Genomic DNA, 25330 nt, shown 5'->3' with positions numbered 1-25330 from the left:
AGGGAAGGATTTACAGGTCGGCGTCGAAGACTCGCTGGCGGGAAGTTAGACCGAAATATGGGCTTCTTTTCCAGGAAAGTGTGGAAAACCTGCCGTTGACTTCATGAGGATTTTAACGAAACTGCAAGTGAGAATCCCTATTGATCGCTAATTGCAATAATTTTGTCTGGAGAACATCTATCATGAAACGCAACCTGTTGAACGGTGTGTCTGCTTCTGCACTCGTGCTTATGCTATCAGGTCCGGTATTGGCTGCGGATTTGTATGTCGAGGAACCGCTTGTATTTGAATCGCCTCGCTGGGCTGGTCTCTATATCGGCGGACACCTTGGCTATGGCAAGGCCGATAATTACTGGTTTGATTCAACTGGTCAGCCACGTAACGACGGAAACCTTCTGGGCGGTCTGCAGGCGGGCTATAACTGGCAGAGCGGCAACGTCGTCTGGGGCCTCCAGGTGGATGGCAGCGCCACCGGCATGGAAGGTGGCGACATTGACTATATTCAGGCGGAAGTTGATTTTCTTGCCTCCCTCCGCGGTATACTCGGTTACGCGTTCGGTGATATTCTGGTCTATGGTACCGGCGGTGTCGGCGTTGTCTACGGAGCTGCTGCAAGCAGCACCAACCCGACGAACCGGGAAAATTTCGCGCGCGCAGTGCCGGTTGGCGGTGTTGGCATGCAATACGCCGTTGATGATAGAATTTCCGTCGGTATCGAGGGCCTTTATTATGGCAAAACCGACAGCTTTGGCGGCGGTGATGACAAGGGCAAAATCGAAGGAATCTGGACGGGCCGCACTACGCTGAATGTGAAACTCGGCGGAGACGGATCTGTTGCAGGTCCAATGAGTCCCGCAGATGGCGGCAGCTATGCCCGCTGGGAAGGTCTGTATGCAGGCGGACATCTTGGATACGGCAAGGTTGAGGATTTCTGGTTCGATTCCGATGGCGCAACGGGCGGACCTTTCAACGAAGGCAATTTCATCGGTGGTCTTCAGGCCGGTTATAATTGGCAAACCGGAGATATTGTCTGGGGTGCCGTGGCTGAGGCGAGTGCAACCGGCATGGAAGTCGGCGAATGGGATTATGCCTTTGCCGAGATAGACTATCTTGCCTCGTTGCGTGGCAAACTCGGATTTGCCTTTGACGAAAAAGTCGTGGTCTACGGAACCGGCGGGTTGGGCTTGGTTGTCGGTGCCGGGTTCAGTTCGACCCTGCCGAGCCAAAAGGACAATTTTGCCGAACTGACCTATGTTGCGGGTGCTGGTGTTGAAGTTGCCCTTGACGAGCGTCTCTCCATCGGTGCGGAAGGTCTGTATTATGGCGAAACCGGAAAATTCTCGGCCAGCGATGATAAAGGCAAAATCGATGGTGTCTGGACTGGCAAGATACTGTTCAACGTGAAGTTTGGTGGATAGGGAAACTGTTTCTTTCGCTCATGACATAGCGCACTGATCCACAGTTTATCCTTTTTGAGGAAAGGGCCTGTCATTTAACTATGACAGGCCCTTTTTTTTTGCCGGGCTTGTGGATTTTCAACCATCTCAACCGAAATTCAGAAGTTGCCTGTTTATTCTGGATAATTTGTCCGTGCGGGCAGGCCCGCAGAACAGAGTTTCTGATTTCCGGATGCATTGGGCCCAACACTCAAAACGCGCTCACTTCAAGCTGCGTGCGTTTCAGGAAAGCTTTTCCACGCTGAACAGATCTGGCCGGTAGGTCCTGATCGCTTCGGCAATAGGCGCGGTGCCGCCTTTGGCGAGGATTGTTGGCAGCCACAATCCTTTGGCTCCGACCATGCTCTCAATCATCTTGTGGCGCCGGTTTTTCCGGTCCAGCATCACCACCCAGATACCTTTTCCGGTGAGTTTGTCGACATCCTGCCAGGTTATGCTGTTGCGCATCAGCGGCCAGTTGAGGGCGCGCACACCGGTTTCGTCAAAACAGGCAAATGGCCGGTTCATCATCATGGCGCGGATCATTGTGTAGGCGGGTGCTGCCATTGCCAAAGCAAGCGAGCCGCCGAGAACATAACCTGCTATCAGATCCTGCACCGAAACGGCCACGCCGAATTCGTCGCGGACGGGCAGCCCAATCAGCGTCAGGGCCAGCCATCCGGACATGGCCAACAGGATGAGGGTCAACGGAATTGCAACATTGCGCGACAATTCAATCCGGATCGGCTGAACCGGCCCGCCTGTTTCTGGTGGCATCAATCGACCTTCAACCCGGCAGCAGCACGGGACGCCAGCACCTGTTCCAATGCCGGCATAAATCTATTCACCATCAATGGCGCAGACAGCGGCCCGACATGTTTGAAGGCGATCTTGCCTTGCGCATTGACAATGAAGGTCTCCGGGATGCCATAAACACCCCATTCTATCGACGAGCGGCCATCCTCATCGACCCCGACAAAATCATAAGGGTTTCCGAGCGAGCCCAGAAACCGCAGCGCGTTTTGCGGTTTGTCCTTGTAGTTGATGCCGATCATCTGAAAGCGGTCATCCTCGGAGAGTTGCATCATGATCGGGTGTTCGGCCCGGCAAGGCGCACACCAGCTTGCCCAGATATTGACGATGCTGACCTTGCCCTGCAACAGCTCGGGAGTTAATCCGGGAATCTGCTGACCATCCCTGATCAGCCCGTCCAGAGCAACCAGTTCGATCTGCGGCACGGGGGCACCAATCAGCGCCGAGGGCACGACATTACTGCCACCGCCTCTCGACAATTGGATGAAGAACAGTCCGGCCAGCCCGGCGAACAGCAGCAACGGCACAAAAGCCAGCAGTCGGCGCTTGTTCATTCCGTCACCTGTCCGGTCGTGCGCGGCGTGGCGCTGGTTTTAGACGCCGGATCAGAGCGGCGGCGCACGCCGCGCGCTTCAAGGGCGCGCAACGCATTTTTCTGTTTCCTGTTATCCAGGAACAGCCACAGCGCCATCGCCGCCATAATAGCAATCGAGGACAAATAGCTTGCCAGAATAAAGCCGAAATGCGGCATGGCTAAACTTCTCCAACTTTCGAGGCTTCAATCAACTGCAGGGTACGCACACGGCGGCGCAAAATTTCAGTGCGCATCGCCACCATATGAAGCGCCAGAAACAACACTGTCATGCCGACTGCTGTCAGCAAAAGCGGCACCAGAATGGATTCATGAATTTTGGGACCGTCAAAGCGGAACACGCTGGCAGGCTGATGCAACGTGTTCCACCAATCCACCGAAAACTTTATAATCGGGAGATTGACCGAACCGACGAGGGTCAGCACCGCAGCGGCCTTGCCGGCGCGGATCGGATCTTCAACCGCGTTCCACAGCGCGATCAGGCCGAGATACATCAAAAACAGAACCAGAAAGGATGTCAATCGCGCATCCCAGACCCACCAGGCACCCCACATCGGCTTGCCCCAGAACGAGCCGGTCAAAAGTCCAATCAGAGTAAAGGCCGCTCCCAGCGGGGCCACGGCTTTTGCCGAAACATCCGCAAGAGGATGTTTCCACACCAGCGTTCCGATGCTGGCAAGGGTCATCAGGCCGTAACTGGCCATCGCAAGCCAGACAAATGGAACATGGATGAATATAATGCGAACCGTCTGGCCCTGCTGATAGTCTTCGGGCGCCACGAAAAACGCCATGTAATAGCCGACGGCGAGGATCGCGGCCGCGATCCCCCACAGCCACGGCAACACTTTTGATGACAGGCTCAGGAACCGTGATGGATTTGCTAAATCTGAAAACCAGCTCATAAGCATCCTTTTAGCGGCGCGCGAAATTTATGCAATCAAACTTGCAGATACGGTGTCATCCTGGCCGTCACAACAGCTGTGGATGTGTATTGTGATCAAAAAATATTTACTTTCAACAGGCTCATTCCATTCATCGCATTGAAAGCCAGCGAAGCCATGCTTATAACCCCCTCAAGATATCTTTTCCGTATAAGGACAAAATTATGCCATGGAGCAACCAAACCGGTGGCGGATCGAACGGCAGTGGCGGGCCGTGGGGATCCGGCAAGAAAAATGACGGACCCAAGAATCAGGGACCGTGGGGTGGTGGCCAGAATGGCGGCGGCGATAACACGCCTGATCTCGAAGACCTCATCCGAAGGAGTCAAGAACGGCTGAAGCAGGTGCTGCCGGGCGGAGGTGGCTCTGGCGGACTTGGTGGTGCCAATCCGGTTTTGATCGGATTTGCCGCACTCGCAATCCTTGGATTTGTTCTCTACAATTTTTTCACCTTCCGCGTGGAGCCGGAACAGCAGGGCGTAGTTCTGCGGTTTGGCGAAATGCACCGAACCACCCAGCCCGGCCTGAATTTCCGCCTGCCCTATCCTCTGGAAACCGTCTATACCCCATCCGTGACCCGCGTGAACCGGGTTGATGTGGGCATGCGTGACAATGGTCCAAGATCAACCGCCATCAGCGATGTGCCTGAAGAAAGCCTGATGCTGACCGGTGATGAAAACATCGTCGATGTCGATTTCGCGGTTTTCTGGGTGATCAACAATGCTGCGGATTATCTGTTCAACGTGAAGGATGCGGACGCCACAGTGAAGGCGGTTGCGGAAAGTGCGATGCGCGAAGTGGTCGGCAGTTCTGATATTCAGCCAATCCTGACACAGGCAAGGCAGATTACCGAAGCCGCTGTTCAGGAGGTCATGCAGACCACAGTGGACAGCTACCAGTCGGGAATTCTGATTACTCAGGTGCAGCTTTTGAAAGTGGATCCACCGAGCCAGGTCATTGATGCATTCCGCGATGTTCAGGCGGCGCGTGCCGATGCGGAACGCTCGCAGAACGAAGCTCAGGCCTATCTCAACGGCATCCTGCCAAAAGCCCGAGGCGAAGCGGCGCGAATTCTTGAAAACGCTGCGGCCTATCGTGAACAGACGATCGCGGAAGCAGATGGTCAGGCGGATCGCTTCATCAGCATCTACGAGCAATATGCCCTGGCGCCTGAAGTGACGCGGAAACGCATGTTTCTGGAAACCATGGAAAAAGTCTATGCCGGAACGAATAAGGTAATCATCGAAGAAAATGCCGGCTCCGGCGTGGTGCCATATTTGCCGCTGAATGAACTGAACAGCCAGAATAAGAGAGTTACGCAATGAAGAAAAGTCTGTTCGGAGGCGCAGGCCTTGTTATCATCGGTTTGTTGTTGCTGCTCGCCTATGGCAGCTTTTTCATAGTCAATGTAACCCAGCAGGCTCTGGTGCTGCGCTTTGGTCAGCCGGTTAATGTCATCACCACACCCGGTCTCAGCTTCAAATTGCCGCTGATCGACAATGTCGAATATATTGACAAACGTATTCTCAGCCTGTCGGCACCGGCGCAGGAAATCATCGCATCGGATCAGAAGCGTATCGTTGTCGATGCCTTTGCCCGTTATAAAATCGTAGATCCGCTGCGGTTTTTCCAGGCAGCCGGTTCGGAAGCCAATGTCAACCAACGGCTTGAAACTGTTCTGAACTCGGCAACAAGGCGCGTTCTGGGTGAAGCGTCCTTTGAAGAGCTGGTGCGCGATGACCGCCAGACCCTGATGACCGGAATTACCACGTCACTGAACCGCGAAGCCAGCGACTTTGGTGTAGTGGTTGTGGATGTGCGCATTCGCCGTGCCGATCTGCCAGAGGCCAACAGCCAGGCGGTATATAAGCGCATGCAGACGGAACGTGAACGCGAGGCAACTGATATTCGAGCCCGCGGTGAAGAAGCCGGCCGGCGTATCCGGGCGAGAGCGGACCGCGACGGGATTGTGATCCGCGCCGAAGCCGAGCGGGACAGCCAGCGGGTCCGTGGTGAAGGTGATGCGAAGCGAAATGAAATCTTTGCAAATGCATTTGGCCGGGACCCCGAGTTCTTTTCCTTCTACCGCTCGATGCAGGCCTATGAACGCAGTCTTGACAGCGCAACCACGCAATTGGTGATCTCGCCCAACAGCGAATTTTTCCAGTTCTTCAGGGCACCGGGCAGTTCGAAGGTTCCAGCTGCCGCAAACGTAACCCCTGGTGCGGAAGCTGATAGTGTGGAGCAACCAGCAGCGGAAGCCGCCGGAGACCAGATAACAGATCCTCCTGCTGAACCTGCTATGCCAGAGACCGCACCGGATGCCGCTGTTACCGACGAGACCGAAACAGGAACTGCCACCACCAATTGACGGATCCTGCATGAATGATCTTCTTACCGCCCTCGGTCTCGTACTCGTGATCGAGGGCGTTTTGTATGCGCTGGCGCCTGGGGCGATGAAACGTGCGCTTCAGCAAATGATGACTGTTTCTGACAGCCAATTGCGACAGGGCGGCCTGATTGCGATGGGTCTTGGGTTTGTGATAGTCTGGCTGTTGCGGCACTAGGCCGTTTCATCCGGCTGCTGATCCAGCCCGGCCAGAGGAATCAGCCAAACGAACAGGCCAGACGAGTTGGCCGACACACCTTGCTATCAAAGCCGTATCATGAACGAAGTTTAATTCGCATTTTGGGTTAGGGGCTTGCATTCCCGGTGTCATATGACAATTCTCATGCCACAATTTTAACATAAGCAGAAAAAGAGACGATTCATGTTCCATGAAGCGGCTGTTCGGACAGTAAGACGCGGCCTCATTGCAACAGGCCTGATTGTGACCATGACATTCGCGGCTGCTGTTTCCGCGCGGACCGACCGACCCGACTCGGTCGCGGATCTGGCGGAAAAACTCCTGCCGGCCGTGGTCAACATCTCCACATCGCAAAAGGTCGAAGCCACCGACCAGCGCCGCGTACCAGTTCCCAAAGCGCCGGACGGTTCGCCGTTTCAGGAATTTTTTGACGAGTTTTTCGGCGAGCGGAATGGTGAAGGAACCGGGCCGGAGGGTGAAACCCCGCGCGGCCCGAGAAGCCGTCAGGTCCAGTCGCTCGGTTCGGGTTTTGTGATTGATCCATCCGGCATCATCATCACCAACAATCATGTGATTGATGGCGCCGACGAAATCACGATCAACTTTTCCGATGGCGCAGCACTGACGGCGACCATCATCGGCACCGATCCCAAAACCGATCTGGCTGTTTTGAAGGTTGAGACGGAAGAACCGCTGGTGTTTGTCGAATTCGGCGATTCCAAATCAATGCGGGTCGGTGACTGGGTGATGGCGATCGGCAATCCCTTTGGTCTGGGCGGCACGGTCACGGTTGGCATTATCTCGGCTCAGAACCGTGACATCAATTCTGGTCCCTATGACAGTTTCATCCAGACCGATGCCGCCATAAACCGGGGTAATTCGGGCGGACCGCTGTTCAATGCCGAAGGCAAGGTGATTGGTATCAACACAGCGATCATCTCGCCAAGCGGCGGCTCAATCGGAATCGGCTTTGCGGTCCCCTCAAACCTTGCAGCCAGCGTGTCCGAACAATTGCAGGAATTCGGTGAAACCCGCCGCGGCTGGCTTGGCGTACGCATTCAACAGGTCACGGATGACATTGCTGAAAGCCTCGATATGGGCGAGGCCCGTGGCGCGCTTGTTGCCGGTGTAACCGCCGGTGGTCCGGCCGAGGACGCCGGTATTGTTCCCGGCGATGTGGTGTTGACCTTTGATGGCAAAGACGTCTCCAGCATGCGTGAGTTGCCCCGCATTGTCGCCGATTCCGCTGTCGGCAAGGCCGTCGCCGTGACTGTTTTACGGGACGGCAAAGAGGTTGAAATCAAGGTCACGCTCGGCCGCCTGGAAGAAGGCGAAAAACTGATTGCGGCTCAGGAAGAAGACGCCAAGGAAGAGGCGGCAAAGCCGGTCGAAGTTCTTGGCATGATTCTTGGCGAAATTGATGACGCATCCCGCGAGAAATTCGAGCTTGGCGCTGATGTTGAAGGCGTTCTGATTACAGAAGTCGTGGAGAACTCCAACGCCGCTGAAAAACAGGTGCGACCGGGCGATGTTATTCAGGAAATCTCTCAGGAAAAAGTCTCCAGCGTGGAAGACGTGATTAAACGCGTCGCGGAAATGAAACAGGACGGACGCCGCTCTGTTCTGCTGCTGCTGCTGAGCGAAGAAAATGAATTGCGCTTTGTTGCCGTGCGTCTGGAAGAAGAAGACGCCAATTAAGCCATAGGCTGAAACAGCACTGACTGCTTTAATTGCAAAGACCGCGCATCGCAGATGTGCGGTCTTTTTTCAATCTGACGCCACCCATTCAGCTTCAGCATAGCCCTGCAGATACAACAGCGCCGTCAAATCATTGTGCTCAATGCGTATATCGGCCTCTGCAGCGACAGCCGGTTTGGCGTGGATCGCGACACCCAGCCCGGCGAGACGGATCATTCCCAGATCGTTGGCTCCATCGCCAACGGCCATGGCGTCGGCGGGCGTTATGCCAAGACGCGCTGATATCTGTTCAAGCGCCTCGATTTTTGCCTGACGTCCCAGGATGGGTTCTTGAACGGCGCCGGTCAGTCTGCCATCTTCCGCGATCAGAATATTGGCGCGGTTTTCATCAAACCCGATACGGTTGGCAATCTGGCTGGTAAAGGCTGTAAACCCGCCGGACACCAGCGCGGTATAGGCCCCATGATGTTTCATTGTGGCGACCAGCGTTGTTCCGCCCGGTGTCAGGGTAATGCGGTTGCGGATAACTTCATCGACAACGGATTCCGGCAATCCTTTCAGCAGGGCAACGCGCTCACGCAAGGCAGGCTCAAATTCAATTTCACCGCGCATGGCAGATGCGGTTATGGCGGCAACTTTTTCCTTCAAGCCAACTTCTGCAGCCAGTTCGTCAATGCATTCCTGTCCAATCATGGTGCTGTCCATATCGGCGATCAGCAATTTGCGGCGCCGGCTCTCCTGCAACTGAAAGCCGTAATCAATGGCGTGGCCCTGCAACGCTTGCTCTGCAGCGGCGCGCTCTGCCGGCGCCAGAACCAGATCGACCGCATGGCCCGGATGTAGCCAGACCGGGTGTTGCGTGATAGCCAGACGCTGCTGGAAAGCGGTGACAAAACCGGGAAAATCAGCAAAGTCCGGTGCAGCAATCAGCGTCAGAACAAATGACATGGAAACTCCAGGGCTTAACGGGATTGATGGCGGGACAGGATCAGGGGCCAAACAGGTGACGAAACGCGCGGTGTTGATAGCCGGACCAACGGCCAGCGGCAAGTCCGGCTTTGCCATGGCTCTGGCAAAGCGCGTCAACGGCGTGATTGTCAACGCCGATTCAATGCAGGTCTATGACGGGTTGCGAATTCTCACCGCACGCCCGACGCCGCAAGATGAGCGCACCCTGCCCCACAGATTATATGGCCATGTTGCTCCCGATACACGCTATTCGGTGGGGGCATGGTTGCGCGACATCGCCCCGGTGCTGGAGGATATCGCAACGCGCAACATGGTGCCGATTATCATTGGCGGGACCGGGCTTTACTTCAAGGCTTTGACAGAAGGAATCGCGGAAACGCCGCAGATTTCCGAGTGCGAACATGTCGATTTTATCGCCCGCCATGCTGCGTTGACGACGCCGCAACTGCAGGACCGGCTGGTCGCGGCAGACCGGGCTGCTGCCGACAGGATTGAACGCAATGACCGGCAGCGCACGCTGCGTGCCCTGATGATTCTGGAGCTGACCGGGCAAAGCCTGTCGGACTGGCAGCTCCGTGCCAGCCAGACAGCCATTCTGCCGCTGCACCATACGATTTACAGAGTGCTGATGCCGTCGGACCGCGCCTGGCTCTATGAGCGTATTGAAGAGCGGTTTGGCACCATGCTGGATGCCGGAGGCGAGCAGGAGGCACTGGCGTTGCTGCAGCGCGGGCTGGCGCCGCAACTGCCGGTCATGAATGCCATCAGCATACCGCATTATGCGGCTTATATCCGTCAGGGCGTTATTGGTGAGCGCGATGCGGTGATTGAAAAATCCGTGCGCGATACGCGGCGCTACGCCAAGCGTCAAATGACATGGTTTCGCAACCAGATGGCGAACTGGCCGCGGCTTGATCCGATGCAGTGGGCTGATGACAGCGATAAGATGTTGAAAGACCTGGATCAAATCGCGCAAGATTTGGAAAAACAGGCTTGACCCGATATCCCGCCGCCTCTAACTTGCCGACACTAGAAATGGAGCATTTGATGTTGAAGTCGGTTATTCTTGTGGTGGGGAGGCGCGTTGCCGGAGCGAATTGAAATTCGTACCGAATGGTAACGCGCATCCAAGGTCCCGAACGGGGCCTTTTTTGTTGCTCAGGAAGACCTCAGACAGAAAGCATCAGACGCTTTCAGGCGTGTAGAGATACGGGAGTATGACATCGTGACGCGCAATATGGACGGCAAGGAAATGACCGGCGCAGAAATGGTCATTCAGGCTCTGATAGATCAGGGCGTTACTGATTTGTTTGGATATCCCGGTGGCGCTGTGCTGCCGATTTATGACGAACTGCACCAGCAGGACACATTACGCCACATTCTGGTGCGCCATGAACAGGGTGCCGGACATGCGGCGGAAGGCTATGCCCGTTCGACCGGCAAGCCGGGCGTTGTGCTTGTCACATCCGGCCCCGGGGCAACCAACATGGTCACCGCGCTGACCGATGCGCTGATGGATTCCATCCCCCTTGTCTGCATCACCGGACAGGTGCCGACGCATCTGATCGGCAATGACGCCTTTCAGGAATGCGACACTGTGGGCATTACCCGACCCGCAACCAAGCATAATTGGCTGGTGCGCGATGTGAATGATCTGTCCCGCGTTCTGCATGAAGCATTTTACGTTGCCACGACCGGCCGTCCCGGACCGGTTGTCGTCGATGTGCCGAAAGACGTGCAGTTTGCGACGGGTATCTATACCGGCCCTAAAAATGTTGCCCACAAAACCTATCATCCGCAGGTCAAGGGCGAGTTGAGCGAAATCAGCCGCGCCGTCGACATGATGATGAACGCAAAGAAACCGATCCTGTATACCGGTGGCGGCGTGATCAATTCCGGGCCTGAAGCCACGCATCTGCTGCGCGAACTGGTAGGCCTGACGAATTTCCCCGTCACCTCAACGCTGATGGGCCTGGGCGCCTATCCCGCTTCCGGCGACAACTGGTTGGGGATGCTGGGCATGCACGGCACTTATGAAGCCAATATGACGATGCATGATTGCGATGTCATGGTCTGTGTCGGGGCGCGGTTCGATGACCGGATTACCGGACGTCTTGATGCCTTCGCGCCTGATGCGCTGAAAATCCATATCGATATCGATCCCTCGTCGATCAACAAGAATGTGCGTGTCGATGTGCCGATCGTCGGCGATGTCGCGCATGTTCTGGAAGATATGATCCGTCTGGTGCGCGGCAGCAGCCGGCAGCCCGACAAGGCAGCGATGAAAGCCTGGTGGAAACAGATCGACCAGTGGCGGGACCGCAATTCGCTGGCCTACAAGCCGAACCGGGATGTCATCATGCCGCAATATGCAATTCAGCGGGTTTATGAGCTGACAAAGCATCTCGACACTTACATTTCGACGGAAGTCGGCCAGCATCAGATGTGGGCAGCGCAATATTACGGCTTTGAAGAGCCCAACCGCTGGCTGACCTCCGGTGGACTGGGCACTATGGGCTATGGCCTGCCGGCCACCATGGGGGTTCAGGTGGCGCATCCTGACAGTCTGTGCGTGTGTATTGCCGGTGATGCTTCGGTGCAGATGAACATGCAGGAAATGTCCTCTGCGGTGCAGCATAATTTGCCGATCAAGATTTTCATTCTCAACAATCAGTATATGGGCATGGTGCGGCAATGGCAGCAATTGCTGCATGGTAACCGCCTGTCGAACAGCTATACCGAAGCCATGCCGGATTTCGTCAAACTGGCGGAAGCTTATGGCGCCGTTGGCATGCGGGCGGAAAAGCCGCATGAACTGGACGATGCGATCAGTGAAATGATTGCCGTGAAGCGCCCTGTGCTGTTTGACTGCCGGGTTGCCAATCTTGCCAACTGCCTGCCGATGATCCCATCGGGCAAGGCGCATAATGAGATGCTTCTACCCGACGAAGCGAGCGATGAAGCCATGGGCTCCGCGATTGATGAAGCAGGCAAGGCGCTGGTGTAAACCAGCGCTTTCGCGCTTTCTGACCCCAAGGAATCGAGACCGATATGAATGATGCAACTCCAAAAGATCAGCCTGGATCAGCCTATTTCATCCCCGAATTTGTCGATACGCTGGAAACCCACACCCTGTCTGTGCTGGTGGATAATGAACCGGGTGTTCTGGCCCGCGTCATTGGCCTGTTTTCAGGCCGGGGCTACAATATCGACAGTCTGACTGTATCTGAGACAGAGCATGCCAAGCACCTCTCGCGGATCACCATTGTGACCACTGGCACGCCGCAGGTGTTGCGCCAGATCCGCTCGCAGCTGGAACGGCTGGTGCCGATTCACCGGGTTGTGGATCTGACCCGGCTGGCAGATGAACGTGGCCATGACAAGCCGCTGGAACGCGAACTGGCACTGCTCAAAGTTGCCGGAACCGGTAACCACCGTGTCGAGGCCCTGCGTCTTGCAGATGCGTTCCGTGCCCAGGTGATTGATGCCAATATCAGTCATTTCGTGTTTGAAATCACCGGCCGCAGTTCAAAGATCGAACAATTCATCCAGATCATGAGCCCGCTCGGACTGGTCGAGGTTTCACGCACCGGCATCGCCGCCCTCAGCCGTGGTCCGGAGCCGATGTAGGGCGGCTTATTCGGCGGTGTGTTTCGCCACAAAGTCACGGATCAGTTGCACCACTGTGTCCGTCCGGGTGTGGTGCAGCGCATGGCCTGCTCCGGGCAGTTCGATCAGTTCAGCCTGAGGCACCTGGAGCACCACGCGCTCGGCGTGGTTCCAGGCCGGAACGATGGTGTCATTTTCGGCAGTGACGAGCAGCAGCGGTTTTGCAATTTCGCCATATCGCTTGCTCTGCCCATCGAGAAAGCTGCTGAGATTGCGCACATCCTCGGTGCTGGCCTGAAACGCAGCGGGACGCAAAGCCAGAACTGCACCGGTTCTGGTGCGGTAATCATCGGTCGGTTGTTCCGGTGCAAAAACCGCCTTGACCACGGTGTCAAAAACCATTTGCCCCACCGGCATGACCAAGGTTGACGTGAACAGCTTTCCCACAACCGAAACACCGGCAAGCTGTACATTGCTGCTGACGCCGCCCTCCCAGGGATGCGTAGCGCCGGCCAGAAGCACGCCGCCGGCCACCGCATCGGGATATTTCAGCAAATACGCCATCACCACCGAACCGGCCCAGGAATGGCCAACCAGTACCGGATTTTCGACGTTAAGTTTCACCAGCGCCTGATGAATGAGATCCGCCTGCACTTCCGGGTCGGACCACTGTTCGAACGAGCGGGTGCTATAGCCGTAACCCGGACGGTCGAATGCAATGACCCGGTAATCTTTCGCCAGCGGATCAAACAGACTGGCCTTGAAATCCTGCAATGAGGCATTGGCACCGTGCAGCAGCACAATGCTCTGGCCCTCACCTTTTGACAGATAGTGCAATTTCTGGCCGGCAACCTGGATAAAGGAGCCAAGAGGAGGATAGAGACGCTCCAGCCAGCGGCTTGCAGCATAGGTGTAGGCGGTCAGAACGAGCGCGAGCACGACCACCGAAAAAATAACAAATTTTAAAATGGTCACGGACAGATCATCACACGCATCAGCAGGATTGGGAGCAGGATTGGGAGCAGGATCGGGTTTTACCTGTCTCAATACGTACGGCAATGTGTTTTGGTTTTAACAAACATATCTGACAGCCTGTTGAGGCTCGTCGGCTAGCCGTGAAAAACCAGCGCCAATATCAACAATACTGCGCCCCAGACAAGTCCATTCACCAGAGAGCGCACTTGTCCGCCGTCCGCTGAGACATCGATTGATAGCGCCCTGCTTGCAGCGTTTCCGGGCCACAGGAAGAAGCCCAGCAGCTTTCTCAATACTATCATCGTATAACCCTTTATCTGGTGTCCGGCCATATGGGCGGCGTGGAGAACGGGTCGGCCTTCATGGCCAGCCAAAGGCTTGTTGCAATTCTCTCGGCAGCGGCAATAACAACCGGTTGGGCGGGAGGTGCGAAAACCTCGCGAACTGTCGCTCCGAACAGCTCCAGCCAACGCACGAAATTCTCTGTGCTGACATCCTGCATTCTGGCGTGTGCCGGAACGGGTTTTCCCTTGTACTCGCCGGTTCTCAATAAAACTGATCGCCAGAACGCTTTCATGCTGGACAAATGACCGGGCCAGTCACGGCTCATATGCCTGACAAACAAAGGCGACAATTCCCGGTCAGAGCGGACGCGGTCGTAAAACCTGTCAACCAACAGAGATATCTGCTCAGGGGTGATCGATTCATGGGCGGGCTGGCGTAACGACGCCGGCGACATTGTCTGAATTTTTTCCTGAGCGGGTTGCATGTTATTACATTCATTTAATATGTATCTATTCATGTAACAGAATTTACGATAAAAACAATAGTTTAGAGCACCTTTTTTGTATGTTGAATCAACTGGAAGGCACCTGATGCGCCTCAATCAGGCTAGCGATTTCGCTCTGCGCATTCTCATGCTGCTGGCGACGCAAGACCAGCCAGTGACCATCGATCAGGTTGCGGGTCACCTGCATCTGGTCAAATCTCACATCATGAAAATCACAGCCAAACTGGCTCAGGCGGGTTTTGTTGAAACACAGCGTGGCCGCAATGGCGGCATCCTGCTGGGCCGTCCGTCAGACCAGATCCGAATTGGGGATGTGGTTCGGCTGGTGGAAGCTGATTTCGCTATTGTCGAGTGTATGAGGGCAGAGAAATCGGCATGCACGTTCCTGCCCCGGTGTTTGCTGCGGGGAGTGGTCCAGGATGCGGCAGACGCATTTCTGGCGGTGCTGGATAATTGCACACTCGATCAGCTGGTTGCGTCCAAACCATAGTCGCTTGCGAAAACGGCCCCCTGCAGGGGGCCGTTTTCAAGCTTTCAATACTGCAAAGCCTAAGCGGCGGCTTTTACCAGATTGCGCAGAACATATTGGAGAATGCCGCCATTACGGTAATATTCCAGCTCATCTTCGGTATCGATCCGCACCAGCAATTCCACCGTTTTGGCAGTGCCGTCGGCGAAGCTGATTTCCGCGTTCAAATTCTGTCGCGGCTTCATACTGTCGAGCTCCTTGATCGTCACTTGTTCCGAGCCGGTGATGCCCAGTGACTGCCAGCTGTCACCGCCGGTAAAGACCAGCGGCAGAACACCCATGCCAACCAGATTTGAGCGGTGAATGCGCTCGAAGCTTTCGGCGATGACCGCGCGCACGCCCAGCAGACGTGTGCCCTTGGCCGCCCAGTCACGCGATGAGCCGGTGCCATATTCCTTGCCGGCAAAGACCACCAGCGGTGTGCCGGCTTCCTTAAAGGCCATGGCCGCGTCATAGATCGGCAGCGCCTCGCCATCAGGCTCCATGCGCGTCATACCGCCTTCAACACCTTCCAGCATCTGGTTCTTGATGCGGATATTGGCAAAAGTGCCGCGCATCATGATCTGATGATTGCCGCGACGCGCACCATAGGAATTGAAATCCATCGGGCGGACCTGATGCTCGACCAGATATTCGCCGGCCGGACCGTCGCGCTTGATCGAACCAGCCGGTGAAATATGGTCAGTGGTGATACTGTCGAGGAAGAGCCCGAGAATGTGGGCATTCTCGATGTCGGTAACATCCGCCGCTTCCATCTTCATATCTTCAAAATATGGCGGGTTTTGAACATAGGTCGAGCCGTCGGACCAGCCATAGGTCATGCCGCCGGAAATCTTGATGCCCTGCCACTTCTCATCGCCCTTGAAGACATCGCCATAACGCTCCTGGAACATCGAGCGGGTGATGGACGTGCGCACCAGATCGGCGATCTCCTGAGAGGACGGCCAGATATCTTTCAGATAGACCGGATTGCCGTCCTGATCCTCGCCAAGCGGTTCATTAGCGATATCGACATTCATCGAACCGGCGATGGCATAGGCTACCACCAGCGGCGGCGACGCCAGATAATTGGCGCGGACATCCGGGTTGACCCGGCCTTCAAAGTTGCGGTTTCCGGACAGAACCGATGTCGCGACCAGATTATTGTCGTTGATGGCAGCGGAGATTTCCTCCGGCAGAGGCCCGGAGTTGCCGATGCAGGTGGTGCAGCCATAGCCGACCAGATTGAAGCCCATCGCATCCAGATCGTCCTGCAGATTGGCAGCTTTCAGATACTCGGTCACAACCTGCGATCCCGGGGCGAGCGATGTCTTGACCCAAGGCTTGACCGTCAATCCTTTGGCGCGCGCATTGCGGGCCAGCAGACCGGCGCCGATCATGACGCTTGGATTGGAAGTGTTGGTGCAGGAGGTGATGGCGGCAATCACCACATCGCCATTGCCCAGATCATGATCCCGGCCCTCGACTGCGACGCGGTCGGTGCGGGCGAATTTCTTGAACTCACTATCCATGGCCTCCGCAAAGGCGGACGCGGCACGGGACAGTTCGACACGATCCTGCGGACGTTTCGGCCCGGCAATAGCCGGCACCACATCATCCATGTTCAGTTCAAGCGTGCTGGTGAATTCCGGATCCGGCGTGTCGTCACTGCGGAACATGCCCTGATCTTTGGAATAGGCTTCCACCAGGGCAATGCGGTCTTCCGCGCGACCGGAGACTTCCAAATAGCGCAGCGTGTCACTATCGACCGGGAAAAAGCCGCAGGTGGCACCATATTCGGGAGCCATATTGGCAATGGTCGCAGCATCTTCCAGCGAAATATTGGACAGGCCCGGGCCGTAGAATTCGACAAATTTGCCGACAACGCCTTTGGCGCGCAGCATTTCGACCACACGCAGTACCAGATCGGTTGCTGTCACGCCGTCGCGCAGTCTGCCGTTCAGTTTGAAGCCGATCACTTCCGGGATCAGCATGGAAACCGGCTGGCCGAGCATGGCAGCTTCAGCTTCAATGCCGCCGACGCCCCAGCCCAGAACCGCCAGTCCATTGATCATTGTGGTGTGGCTGTCAGTCCCGACAAGCGTATCAGGATAGGCAAGAGTCTCGCCATTTTCTTCCAGGGTCCAGACGGTCTGAGCCAGATATTCCAGATTGACCTGATGGCAGATGCCGGTGCCCGGTGGCACAACACGGAAATTTTCGAAGGCCTCCTGTCCCCATTTCAGGAAAGTATAGCGCTCGCCATTGCGCTCGTATTCACGGTCCACATTCTGCTGGAAGGCTTTTACGTTGCCGAAATTGTCGACCATCACGGAGTGATCAATGACCAGATCAACCGGCACCTGCGGGTTGATCTTGGCCGGGTCGCCGCCAAGCATCGCGGTTGCGTCGCGCATCGCCGCCAGATCGACAACTGCGGGCACACCGGTGAAATCCTGCATCAGCACACGGGCGGGCCGGAACGCTATTTCGCGGCTGGATTTGTGCTCAACCAGCCATTGCGCCATTGCCTTGATATCATCTGCGCTCACTGTGCGGCCATCTTCAAAGCGCAGCAGGTTTTCCAGTAGAACCTTCAGAGAGAACGGCAAACGGGAAATCCCGGTCAATCCGTTTTTCTCGGCTTCCACAAGACTGAAATAGGTGTAAGTCTTGCCTTTCACGGTAAGCTGTTTGCGCGATTTGAAGCTGTCGAGAGATTTGGCCATAGGGCGGCTCCTTTCAAGTGTTTCCAGCCAGCCCTCTCCGCCGGTGGAAAATCGATGGTGTCTCATGCGGGTTCAGGGGGTAAGAACCGCCACGGCACCATCTTAAATAATGAGAGTCGAGAGGCTTATAATGGATATCTTGCAGGCTGACCAGAGACCCTTGAGTCGCCTTCGCTGTTGCTTTTACGTCAGGAACGCTGCGAAGGCGAACAGAAAACGCGGCCAAGCCGGCCCGGTCTGCGCTGAGCGGTGCCGGGCGGCGCTGTCCGGACGGGCCTGTTGATGCGCCTGAGCATAGAAAACCTTGTCCTGAAGCGTGGCGAGAGACGCATTGTCGGTCCACTGGACCTGCAGTTGTCTGGGGGTGGCTCGGTGGCGGTGCGCGGACCCAATGGCGCAGGGAAGTCGACCCTGCTGCGCGCTATTGCCGAATTGCTGCCCGTTGACAGTGGCCGTATTCAGCTGACTGGAGATGGAATTTCCGCCGAACTGCCGCGCCGTGAAAGCTGTCATTATTTCGGCCATCTGGATGGCCTAAAAAGCGCATTGAGTGTCGCCGAAAATCTCAGCTTCTTTCAACAGCTGTATGGTTCAGAGAGCAAACTTCTGACCATCGAGGCCGCTCTGGATGCAGTGGCGCTCGGCCATACCACCGCATTACCGGTGGCCTATCTGTCAGCCGGGATGCGCAAGCGTGTCGCATTGGCCCGCCTGTTGCTCAACAAACGGCCGCTATGGCTTCTGGATGAACCGACATCGGCGCTGGATACCGCCTCTCAGGAGCGGCTTGGTACAATGATGCGTGATCACCTTGCCAGCGGCGGCATGATTGTCGCCGCAACCCATTTGCCGCTACCGGGCGGGAGCAGCGATGTGCTCGAAATCATGCCGGCGGCGGCGCAGGTTGCAGATTTTGAAGAGGCCTGGCTGTGAGTGGGTTTACGGCGATTCTCAGTCAGTCGCTGAAGCTTGCCTGGCGGGTTGGGGGCGGCGCGTTGCTCGGCCTGCTGTTTTTTCTGGCGGTTGTCGTGATCATGCCGTTTGCAGTCGGCCCGGATTTAAAGCTGCTCGCCCGCATCGGTCCGGCCATTCTGTGGATCGGAGCCCTGCTGGCAACCCTGTTCGGGCTCGACAGACTGTTTCAGGCTGATCTTGAGGATGGCGCGCTCGACATTTTGTATCTCAGTCCGCTGCCGCTTGAATTGGCGGTCCTGGCCAAAGGCCTGGGGCACTGGATCGCCACTGGTGTGCCGCTGATCATCGGGGCACCTGTCTTCTCGCTGTTTCTCAATCTGGACAGCGCCGCGATTGCCGGTGTGACGCTGACCCTTCTGGTCGGCACGCCGGCGCTTGTATTTATCGGCATCGTCGGGTCGGCGCTGATGGTGGCGCTGCAGCGCGGCGGCATGCTGCTGGCCGTACTGGTGCTGCCGCTGACAATCCCGGTGTTGATTTTCGGTGTCGCCGCCGCCAACGCACTTAACAGTGCCAGCATCACCATCTCCGCGCCGTTTTCCACACCGTTTCTGATGCTCTGCGCATTGTCCCTGTTCAGTCTGGTGGTGGGGCCGGTCGCGGGCGCTGCGGCCCTGAGGCTGGCGCGCAATTAACAGCACGCAGGCCAATTATTTGTTGCATCGCCAGCACGGCGCGTCGGAGTGGCCTGAGGAAACGCAACCTTATGGATAATAATCCACTCCAGATACGTTAAAATTGCAACCTGTCATTTACAGAAATCTAATGATTTTCTGTGAATGTTGTAATCTTCCGGACCTGCGTTTGCGGCTGTATGTATGATGCATACAGCCTTTGAAGTGGGTTTGGGATTTCAGTGTGCAAGGTCACAAGTCGAATGTTGAACCGGATGCTAAGGCAGATATTCCTTTCATTAGTGGTGGCCCTCGTCATCATTGTGGCGATTCATCTGATTCTTGGCAACATGCTTGTCAGCTGGAACAAATCTCAACTGAATGAATTGACCGAGCGCAGCATATTGCGCATGGAACTGGCAGCAGACCGCGCGGTTTCAACAATTGCGGATATCCATATCAGTGGCCTCAACAAGTGCTCGCGCGGCACCATAGAAGCCTATCGAAAACTCATTTTTTCGGTTGCCAGCATCAAGGATATCCGGCTTTGGGACGGGCAGCAGAGCTGTGCCGGATTCAACGCTGACACGGTAGCCACAGACCTGGCCGCAGACTCCGCCTGGGAAAGTGCGCGCAATCCGACATTGCAGTTTTCCGCGTCTGACAGCGCCGACAGTTCGCGCTTCAATATTCGCTGGACGGCGGAGGAGTTCGATATCGTCGCAGTGCTCAACAGCGGTGGTTTGCTCGAAGACATAATTCCGGCAGCCCTGCGAGAATCTCTCTCGGTGAAGGTCGTGCTGAACAACGGACGCAAAATTGCGTCCTATACTCCCGATAAGCCCAGCTCCGGGATACCTGCGGAATGGGAACCAGACTTTATGGTGAGTGCCAGTTCCGAGCGCTATCCAATCACGGCCTACGCACATATTCCGAGCAATATCTTATGGAGCTGGCATAATTTCCTGTCCTTGAATCTGGAAATACTCATCACCCTGTCCAGCATATTCATCGGGTTTTTGACCAGCAGGGTTGTGTTCGGGCCCCCCGATCCGGTTAACGAAATTGACCGGGCACTGGTAAACGGTGAGTTCGTGCCATTCTACCAGCCCATATTCGCGCTAAATTCAGGTGCAATGGTCGGCTTCGAAATGCTGGCACGCTGGAAGCGAAAGAACGGCGCGATGGTGATGCCGGCCAAATTCATTCCGCTGGTGGAAAACTTTGGCCGGGTAGACCCACTCACCTTTTCGCTGCTGCGCCAGGCGCGTCACGACATCGTGCCTTTGCTTCAGAAAGATCGCAGTCTGAAATTTACCTTCAATGTGACCACGGATCAGTTTCTCAGCCCAATATTCTTCATTGACCTTCAGGAAATTCTGATTGTCGGGAAATTCCCGTTGGAATGTGTGGTTCTGGAAATAACTGAACGCCAGCAGATTCTCGATCTCGATCTGGCTCGCAAAATGGTGAGCCGATATGCGGCCAAGGGCATTCGCGTGGCCATTGATGATGCGGGTACCGGCCACAACGGCCTGTCGTCCATTCAAACCCTGGAAGCGGAGATTCTGAAACTCGACAAATTTTTCATCGACGGCATTGTCGAAAACCAAAAATCCCGGCAGATGGTCGAATTGCTGTGCCAGTTGGCAAAGCAGTACAACATGGCTGTTGTCGCGGAAGGCATTGAGACTTCCGAGCAGGCCGCTGTTGCCCTGGCGATGGGTATTCATGAGGCTCAGGGTTTTTACTTCTCTCGACCTGTTCCCATTGCGCAACTGCTTGAGCAAATGACTTCTGACACGGTGAAGCGAGCGGTCAGCGCCACGCCGCGCTTGCTTGAGCCGCCACCTTGTGCTGCTCTGCCCGAGCTCGAGCTGGTCAAAGCGGGATAAATCCTCGCCGGCCGGATCAATTTCCTGCGACTATTTTCCAACTCCAATTCCAGAATATGTGCTTCAATTCAGGTTCTGGCCCGGTTCTGGCCCGGTCGTGGAGTCCTGATCGCCAAGAGGGAGATTGTGACAAGCTGTACAAATACTGACTGTTTGCACGCTCTGTTGGTTTTCCCTAAAACAGCGGGACAGTTGCGTAGAAATTTGCGCTCGGAGCAGATGCCGGAATGGATACATCTCAATCTACCAGATTGCGGCAAGCGCTGCATATCATCGCTGCAGAAATTGCGAGCCATCTGGATGTTCCGCTGTCCCTTAAATTGTGGGACGGCACCTATCTCCCGCTGGGTATTGCAGCGGTTCATGAACCCGCCAACAAGCTTGCTATCATCATCGCTGATCCTGGCGCAATTCCTGCACTGCTGCGCCGCCCGGGACTGGACCGGATTATCCGGCTTTACGCCCGTGGCGTGATTGATTTTGAAGGTGGGACGCTGATAGATATTGGCAATCTGCTGACCGACAAAAGCACCCGCAAGCGGCTGAAAGCCATATCAAAACGAAAGCTTCTCAAAACATTGCTGCCTCTTGTCACACTGCCAGGTGTTGATGTGTCCGCCTCACGGCGTTTCAAAACCGACGCGACCGGCGGCAACCGGAAAACGCCAGACAAACGCGAGACTATCGGGTTTCACTATGATGTCAGCAATGCGTTCTATGAATTGTTTCTGGATGAGGCCATGGTCTACACCTGCGCCTATTTCACAGATTGGTCGCATGAGCTCGCAAAAGCGCAATTTGACAAGCTGGATATGAGCTGCCGGAAATTGCGGCTGAAGCCCGGTGAGCGACTTCTGGATATTGGCTGCGGCTGGGGCGCATTGATTTGTCATGCGGCAAAACATTATGGCGTGCATGCCCATGGCGTAACCCTGTCGCAGGAACAATATGACTATGCTGTCAGGCGTATTGCCAGCGAAGGTCTCGGCGATCTGGTTTCAGTCGAGCTGATTGACTACCAGGACGTCAAAGGCAAATTCGACAAAATATCATCCATCGGCATGTATGAGCATATCGGTATCGCCGCCCTGCCCGATTATATGTCCAAGGTCCGGTCCCTGTTGAAACCGGAGGGATTGTTTTTGAATCACGGCATTACCCGGCGCGCCAAACGCAAAGCCACCCGGTTTGCCGACCGTCCCGAGCAGCGCGCCTTGGTGCGCTATATATTTCCGGGCGGTGAACTGGACGACATTGGCCATACGCTGCAGGAACTGGAGCGTGCCGGATTTGAAGTCCATGATGTGGAAGGCTGGCGCGAACATTATGCACTGACGACGAAAATGTGGTGCGAACGCCTGACAGCGAAGCGTGACGAGGCCGTCGCAATTGTCGGCGAAGAAACCTATCGCATCTGGGTGGCGTATCTTGCCGGCTGCTCGCTTGCATTCACGCGCGGTTCGGCCCGAATCTATCAAACGCTGTCCGGGCATAACGCCAAGGGCGCGTCCAGCGCGCCACCGAGCCGGGCCGATTTATATCAATAATGCAGATGCCGGCTTTGACCGGGACAGGCTGGGAATCATGATAACGATCTGGGGCAGAAAATCCTCGTCCAACGTTCAGGCGGTGATGTGGTGCATCGCCGAGCTTGAGTTGCCGTGTCAGCGCATCGATGCCGGATTTACCTATGGGATTGTCGACACTCCGGATTATCTGGCGATGAATCCCAATGGCACGGTGCCGACCATCAAAGACAACGACAATCCACCCTTGTGGGAGAGTGGTGCAATTTTGCGCTATCTTGCAAATGCCTATGCGCCAGACACGTTCTGGCCGGCCGATCCGGTGGCGCGGGCAAATGTGGATCGCTGGGCGGAATGGGCCAAAATCAATGTTGCGCTGAATTTCACCGCACCGGTGTTCTGGCGTATTGTGCGCACTGCCCCGCCAAAACGCGAGCCTGTGGCTATCCGGGCTGCGATGGAGCAATTGGACCGCTATCTGGATATTGCCGAAACCCAATTGCAGCGAACGCCTTACCTCGCCGGAGCCGAGCTGACCCTTGCGGATATTCAGTTCGGCCACAATCTGTATCGCTATTTCACCATTGCTATCGCGCGCCGCGACCGCCCTGCCCTGGCGGCGTATTATGAGACGCTGGTCCAAAGACAGGCATTTTCGGATCATGTGATGGTGTCATATGACGAATTGTATGCAACCGATTGAGCAGCGCCTGATTTAAATCCGAACTTGATCGAGAGGTTCGATCCATAAATCTTTCCCGGCCACACCTGCGCCAGGGGTAAAATTCCAAAATCAACTTGCATAGTACCGTACGGTACGGTACAGAATTGACTTGCACCCAATGGTGCGCCAGACACCCGATTGGCAATGCAACGTGATTTTGCAGGACGTTCCCATCATAACTGCGCCGGACAACACTTCAGAGGACCTGACCGAGCGCCAGCAACAGGTGCTGGACGCGACATTGGCCCTGCTCATCGAAAATTCTGCGAAAGTCACCATGATCAGTGTTGCCAGGCGGGCCAGCTGCTCCAAGGAGACACTGTATAAATGGTTCGGTGACCGGGACGGGCTGCTGGTGGCAACGGTGCGCTATCAGGCCTCGAAAGTGAAAGTTGGGGCTTTCAACGCAGAGGGCCTGACCGGCGCAAAGCTGAGATCAATCCTGCAGGGATTCGCCACTGACCTGTTGACCATCCAGACCGGGGAGATATCCATAGCGCTCAACCGGCTGGCAATTGCCCAGGCCCAGCAGCAGCAGGGCAGCCTTTCGGAGAAAGCCGGCAAAGATCTTGGATCGATCGTCCTGCAGAACGGGCGATTTTCCACCGGTCCGCGTCTCAAACCGGCTCTGGAAGCCGGGATGACAGCCGGTTTGCTGCGCCGCTGCGACTGCGAAGAGGCGTATCGCAGTTTCCATGGCCTTATCGTGCGCGACGTTCAGATCCGGTTGCTTCTGGGCGACACGATGAAGTTCGGCAAAACAATTATTGCTGCAGAGGCTGAGCGGGCCACAAACCAGTTTTTTACTCTCTACGGGCCTTAACAAACCATCACACCAAACCCAAACCGCAAACACGAGGAAATCCCATGCGCGTTTATTATGACAGAGATGCAGACGTTAATCTGATCAAGGAAAAGAAAGTCGCCATTATCGGCTACGGATCACAGGGCCGCGCCCATGCGCTGAACCTGAAGGATTCGGGCGCCAAAAATCTCGCCGTGGCCCTGCGCCCGGACTCAGCCACGGCCAAGAAAGCCGAAGCCGATGGCCTGAAGGTGATGACGGTTGCGGAAGCTGCCGCCTGGGCTGATCTGATGATGATGGCCACACCGGATGAATTGCAGGCGGATATCTACCGCGATCATATTGCCGACAACATCCGTGACGGCGCAGCCATTGCATTCGCTCATGGTCTCAATGTCCATTTCAACCTGATCGAGCCGAAATCCAGCATCGACGTTGTGATGATCGCTCCAAAAGGCCCGGGCCACACTGTGCGCGGCGAATATGTCAAAGGCGGCGGCGTGCCCTGCCTGATTGCGATTGATCAGGATGCTTCGGGCAATGCCCACGATCTGGCGCTGTCCTATGCGTCCGGCGTCGGCGGTGGCCGCTCGGGTGTCATTGAAACCACCTTCAAGGAAGAATGCGAGACCGATCTGTTCGGCGAACAGGCCGTTCTGTGTGGCGGCCTGGTGGAACTCATCCGTGCCGGTTTTGAAACCCTGGTGGAAGCCGGTTATGCACCTGAAATGGCCTATTTTGAGTGCCTCCACGAAGTCAAGCTGATCGTTGATCTGATTTATGAAGGCGGCATCGCCAACATGAATTACTCGATCTCGAATACCGCCGAGTGGGGCGAATATACTTCCGGCCCGCGCATTGTGACAGCTGAAACCAAAGCCGAAATGAAACGCATTCTGACCGACATCCAGAGCGGAAAATTCACCTCCGAATGGATGCAGGAATGCAAAGCCGGACAGGCGCGCTTCAAAGGCACGCGGCGTCTCAATGATGCCCATCAGATTGAAGAAGTCGGCGAAAAACTGCGCGGCATGATGCCGTGGATCAAATCCAACGCCCTGGTGGACAAAGAGAAAAACTAAGCCGTTTTCACTGCAGAACAGCGAAAGGGCGCAACCGTGGTTGCGCCCTTTTTCAGTGGCG

General features: G+C 55.8%; 25 protein-coding genes. 16 read left to right on the top strand and 9 right to left on the bottom strand.

All coding sequences use genetic code 11. The features are described from left to right. Positions 1 to 182 precede the first annotated feature (182 nt). A complete protein-coding gene (locus RAL88_RS18080) occupies positions 183 to 1418 on the top strand; it encodes an outer membrane protein (RefSeq protein ID WP_306265363.1) in 1236 nt (411 codons plus the stop codon). 261 nt (positions 1419 to 1679) lie between these two features. Here RAL88_RS18080 and RAL88_RS18075 read toward each other — a convergent pair whose 3' ends face one another. Genes RAL88_RS18075 through RAL88_RS18060 form a run of 4 tightly spaced genes read right to left on the bottom strand, consistent with a single transcriptional unit; the run spans position 1680 to position 3743 of the window. Then, positions 1680 to 2213: a hypothetical protein gene (locus RAL88_RS18075; RefSeq protein ID WP_306265362.1), complete on the bottom strand. Its 534-nt coding sequence runs from the start codon at positions 2211 to 2213 to the stop codon at positions 1680 to 1682. Next, the gene (locus tag RAL88_RS18070) at positions 2213 to 2803 is read right to left on the bottom strand and encodes a DsbE family thiol:disulfide interchange protein (protein WP_306265360.1); all 591 of its coding nucleotides are present in this window, start codon (positions 2801 to 2803) and stop codon (positions 2213 to 2215) included. Before RAL88_RS18070 ends, RAL88_RS18075 begins: the two co-directional genes overlap by 1 nt. Continuing rightward, positions 2800 to 3000, bottom strand: a complete 201-nt coding sequence (gene ccmD, locus RAL88_RS18065; protein ID WP_306265359.1) for a heme exporter protein CcmD — start codon at positions 2998 to 3000, stop codon at positions 2800 to 2802. The genes RAL88_RS18070 and ccmD overlap by 4 nt, the downstream gene beginning before the upstream one ends. 2 nt (positions 3001 to 3002) lie before the next feature. Continuing rightward, entirely contained in the window at positions 3003 to 3743 is a 741-nt protein-coding gene (locus RAL88_RS18060; RefSeq protein WP_306265357.1) for a heme ABC transporter permease, read from the bottom strand. A gap of 203 nt (positions 3744 to 3946) precedes the next feature. Between RAL88_RS18060 and hflK the strand changes: the two genes are divergently transcribed. The 4 genes from hflK (at position 3947) to RAL88_RS18040 (ending at position 8068) form a co-directional block, all read left to right on the top strand. Continuing rightward, positions 3947 to 5107: an FtsH protease activity modulator HflK gene (hflK, locus tag RAL88_RS18055; RefSeq protein ID WP_306265356.1), complete on the top strand. Its 1161-nt coding sequence runs from the start codon at positions 3947 to 3949 to the stop codon at positions 5105 to 5107. After that, positions 5104 to 6153: a protease modulator HflC gene (gene hflC / locus RAL88_RS18050; protein WP_306265354.1), complete on the top strand. Its 1050-nt coding sequence runs from the start codon at positions 5104 to 5106 to the stop codon at positions 6151 to 6153. The genes hflK and hflC overlap by 4 nt, the downstream gene beginning before the upstream one ends. Before the next feature lie 10 nt (positions 6154 to 6163). After that, positions 6164 to 6349 (top strand): DUF2065 domain-containing protein, encoded by a 186-nt coding sequence (locus RAL88_RS18045; protein WP_306265352.1) that lies wholly within the window; start codon positions 6164 to 6166, stop codon positions 6347 to 6349. A gap of 204 nt (positions 6350 to 6553) precedes the next feature. Next, positions 6554 to 8068: a DegQ family serine endoprotease gene (locus RAL88_RS18040; protein WP_371932112.1), complete on the top strand. Its 1515-nt coding sequence runs from the start codon at positions 6554 to 6556 to the stop codon at positions 8066 to 8068. A 69-nt stretch (positions 8069 to 8137) separates the two neighbouring features. On the opposite strand, the gene serB is transcribed toward RAL88_RS18040, so the two are convergent. Then, on the bottom strand, positions 8138 to 9016 hold the full coding sequence (gene serB, locus RAL88_RS18035; RefSeq protein ID WP_306265350.1) for a phosphoserine phosphatase SerB: 879 nt from the start codon (positions 9014 to 9016) through the stop codon (positions 8138 to 8140). Between serB and miaA the strand changes: the two genes are divergently transcribed. The 3 genes from miaA to ilvN all read left to right on the top strand — a co-directional run bounded on the left by miaA (position 9015) and on the right by ilvN (position 12667). After that, entirely contained in the window at positions 9015 to 10034 is a 1020-nt protein-coding gene (gene miaA / locus RAL88_RS18030) for a tRNA (adenosine(37)-N6)-dimethylallyltransferase MiaA (RefSeq protein ID WP_306265348.1), read from the top strand. The two genes, serB and miaA, sit on opposite strands and share 2 nt — an antisense overlap. A gap of 255 nt (positions 10035 to 10289) precedes the next feature. Continuing rightward, positions 10290 to 12044, top strand: a complete 1755-nt coding sequence (locus tag RAL88_RS18025; protein WP_371932192.1) for an acetolactate synthase 3 large subunit — start codon at positions 10290 to 10292, stop codon at positions 12042 to 12044. Between the two features lie 44 nt (positions 12045 to 12088). Beyond that, entirely contained in the window at positions 12089 to 12667 is a 579-nt protein-coding gene (ilvN, locus tag RAL88_RS18020; protein WP_306265346.1) for an acetolactate synthase small subunit, read from the top strand. 6 nt (positions 12668 to 12673) lie between these two features. On the opposite strand, the gene RAL88_RS18015 is transcribed toward ilvN, so the two are convergent. The 3 genes from RAL88_RS18015 to RAL88_RS18005 form a co-directional block, all read right to left on the bottom strand. Further along, a complete protein-coding gene (locus RAL88_RS18015; RefSeq protein ID WP_306265344.1) occupies positions 12674 to 13621 on the bottom strand; it encodes an alpha/beta fold hydrolase in 948 nt (315 codons plus the stop codon). 134 nt (positions 13622 to 13755) lie between these two features. Then, complete coding sequence (locus tag RAL88_RS18010) at positions 13756 to 13923, bottom strand: hypothetical protein (RefSeq protein ID WP_306265342.1); 168 nt, start codon at positions 13921 to 13923, stop codon at positions 13756 to 13758. Between the two features lie 11 nt (positions 13924 to 13934). Then, positions 13935 to 14360, bottom strand: coding sequence for a group III truncated hemoglobin (locus RAL88_RS18005; protein WP_306265340.1), 426 nt, complete (start codon positions 14358 to 14360; stop codon positions 13935 to 13937). A gap of 136 nt (positions 14361 to 14496) precedes the next feature. On the opposite strand from RAL88_RS18005, the gene RAL88_RS18000 reads away from it, so the two are divergent. After that, positions 14497 to 14901, top strand: a complete 405-nt coding sequence (locus RAL88_RS18000) for an Rrf2 family transcriptional regulator (RefSeq protein ID WP_306265338.1) — start codon at positions 14497 to 14499, stop codon at positions 14899 to 14901. A 59-nt stretch (positions 14902 to 14960) separates the two neighbouring features. Here RAL88_RS18000 and acnA read toward each other — a convergent pair whose 3' ends face one another. Next, positions 14961 to 17648 (bottom strand): aconitate hydratase AcnA, encoded by a 2688-nt coding sequence (acnA, locus tag RAL88_RS17995; protein ID WP_306265336.1) that lies wholly within the window; start codon positions 17646 to 17648, stop codon positions 14961 to 14963. Positions 17649 to 17930: 282 nt separating this feature from the next. Here acnA and ccmA point away from each other — a divergent pair, with 282 nt between their 5' ends. The 7 genes from ccmA (at position 17931) to ilvC (ending at position 25269) form a co-directional block, all read left to right on the top strand. Continuing rightward, entirely contained in the window at positions 17931 to 18581 is a 651-nt protein-coding gene (gene ccmA, locus RAL88_RS17990) for a heme ABC exporter ATP-binding protein CcmA (protein ID WP_306265335.1), read from the top strand. After that, the gene (gene ccmB, locus RAL88_RS17985) at positions 18578 to 19258 is read left to right on the top strand and encodes a heme exporter protein CcmB (RefSeq protein WP_306265334.1); all 681 of its coding nucleotides are present in this window, start codon (positions 18578 to 18580) and stop codon (positions 19256 to 19258) included. The genes ccmA and ccmB overlap by 4 nt, the downstream gene beginning before the upstream one ends. A 254-nt stretch (positions 19259 to 19512) precedes the next feature. After that, a complete protein-coding gene (locus RAL88_RS17980; RefSeq protein WP_306265333.1) occupies positions 19513 to 21132 on the top strand; it encodes an EAL domain-containing protein in 1620 nt (539 codons plus the stop codon). A 227-nt stretch (positions 21133 to 21359) separates the two neighbouring features. Next, a complete protein-coding gene (locus RAL88_RS17975) occupies positions 21360 to 22679 on the top strand; it encodes a cyclopropane-fatty-acyl-phospholipid synthase family protein (RefSeq protein ID WP_306265332.1) in 1320 nt (439 codons plus the stop codon). A gap of 37 nt (positions 22680 to 22716) precedes the next feature. Beyond that, positions 22717 to 23361 (top strand): glutathione S-transferase family protein, encoded by a 645-nt coding sequence (locus RAL88_RS17970; RefSeq protein WP_306265331.1) that lies wholly within the window; start codon positions 22717 to 22719, stop codon positions 23359 to 23361. 139 nt (positions 23362 to 23500) lie between these two features. Continuing rightward, a complete protein-coding gene (locus tag RAL88_RS17965) occupies positions 23501 to 24205 on the top strand; it encodes a TetR/AcrR family transcriptional regulator (protein WP_306265329.1) in 705 nt (234 codons plus the stop codon). A gap of 44 nt (positions 24206 to 24249) precedes the next feature. Then, on the top strand, positions 24250 to 25269 hold the full coding sequence (ilvC, locus tag RAL88_RS17960) for a ketol-acid reductoisomerase (protein WP_306265328.1): 1020 nt from the start codon (positions 24250 to 24252) through the stop codon (positions 25267 to 25269). Positions 25270 to 25330: the final 61 nt, after the last annotated feature.

Origin of the sequence: Pararhizobium sp. IMCC3301 (genome assembly GCF_030758315.1) — a bacterium.
In the GTDB taxonomy this organism is placed as follows: Bacteria; Pseudomonadota; Alphaproteobacteria; order Rhizobiales.
This window is presented reverse-complemented; position numbering and strand designations above follow the sequence as displayed.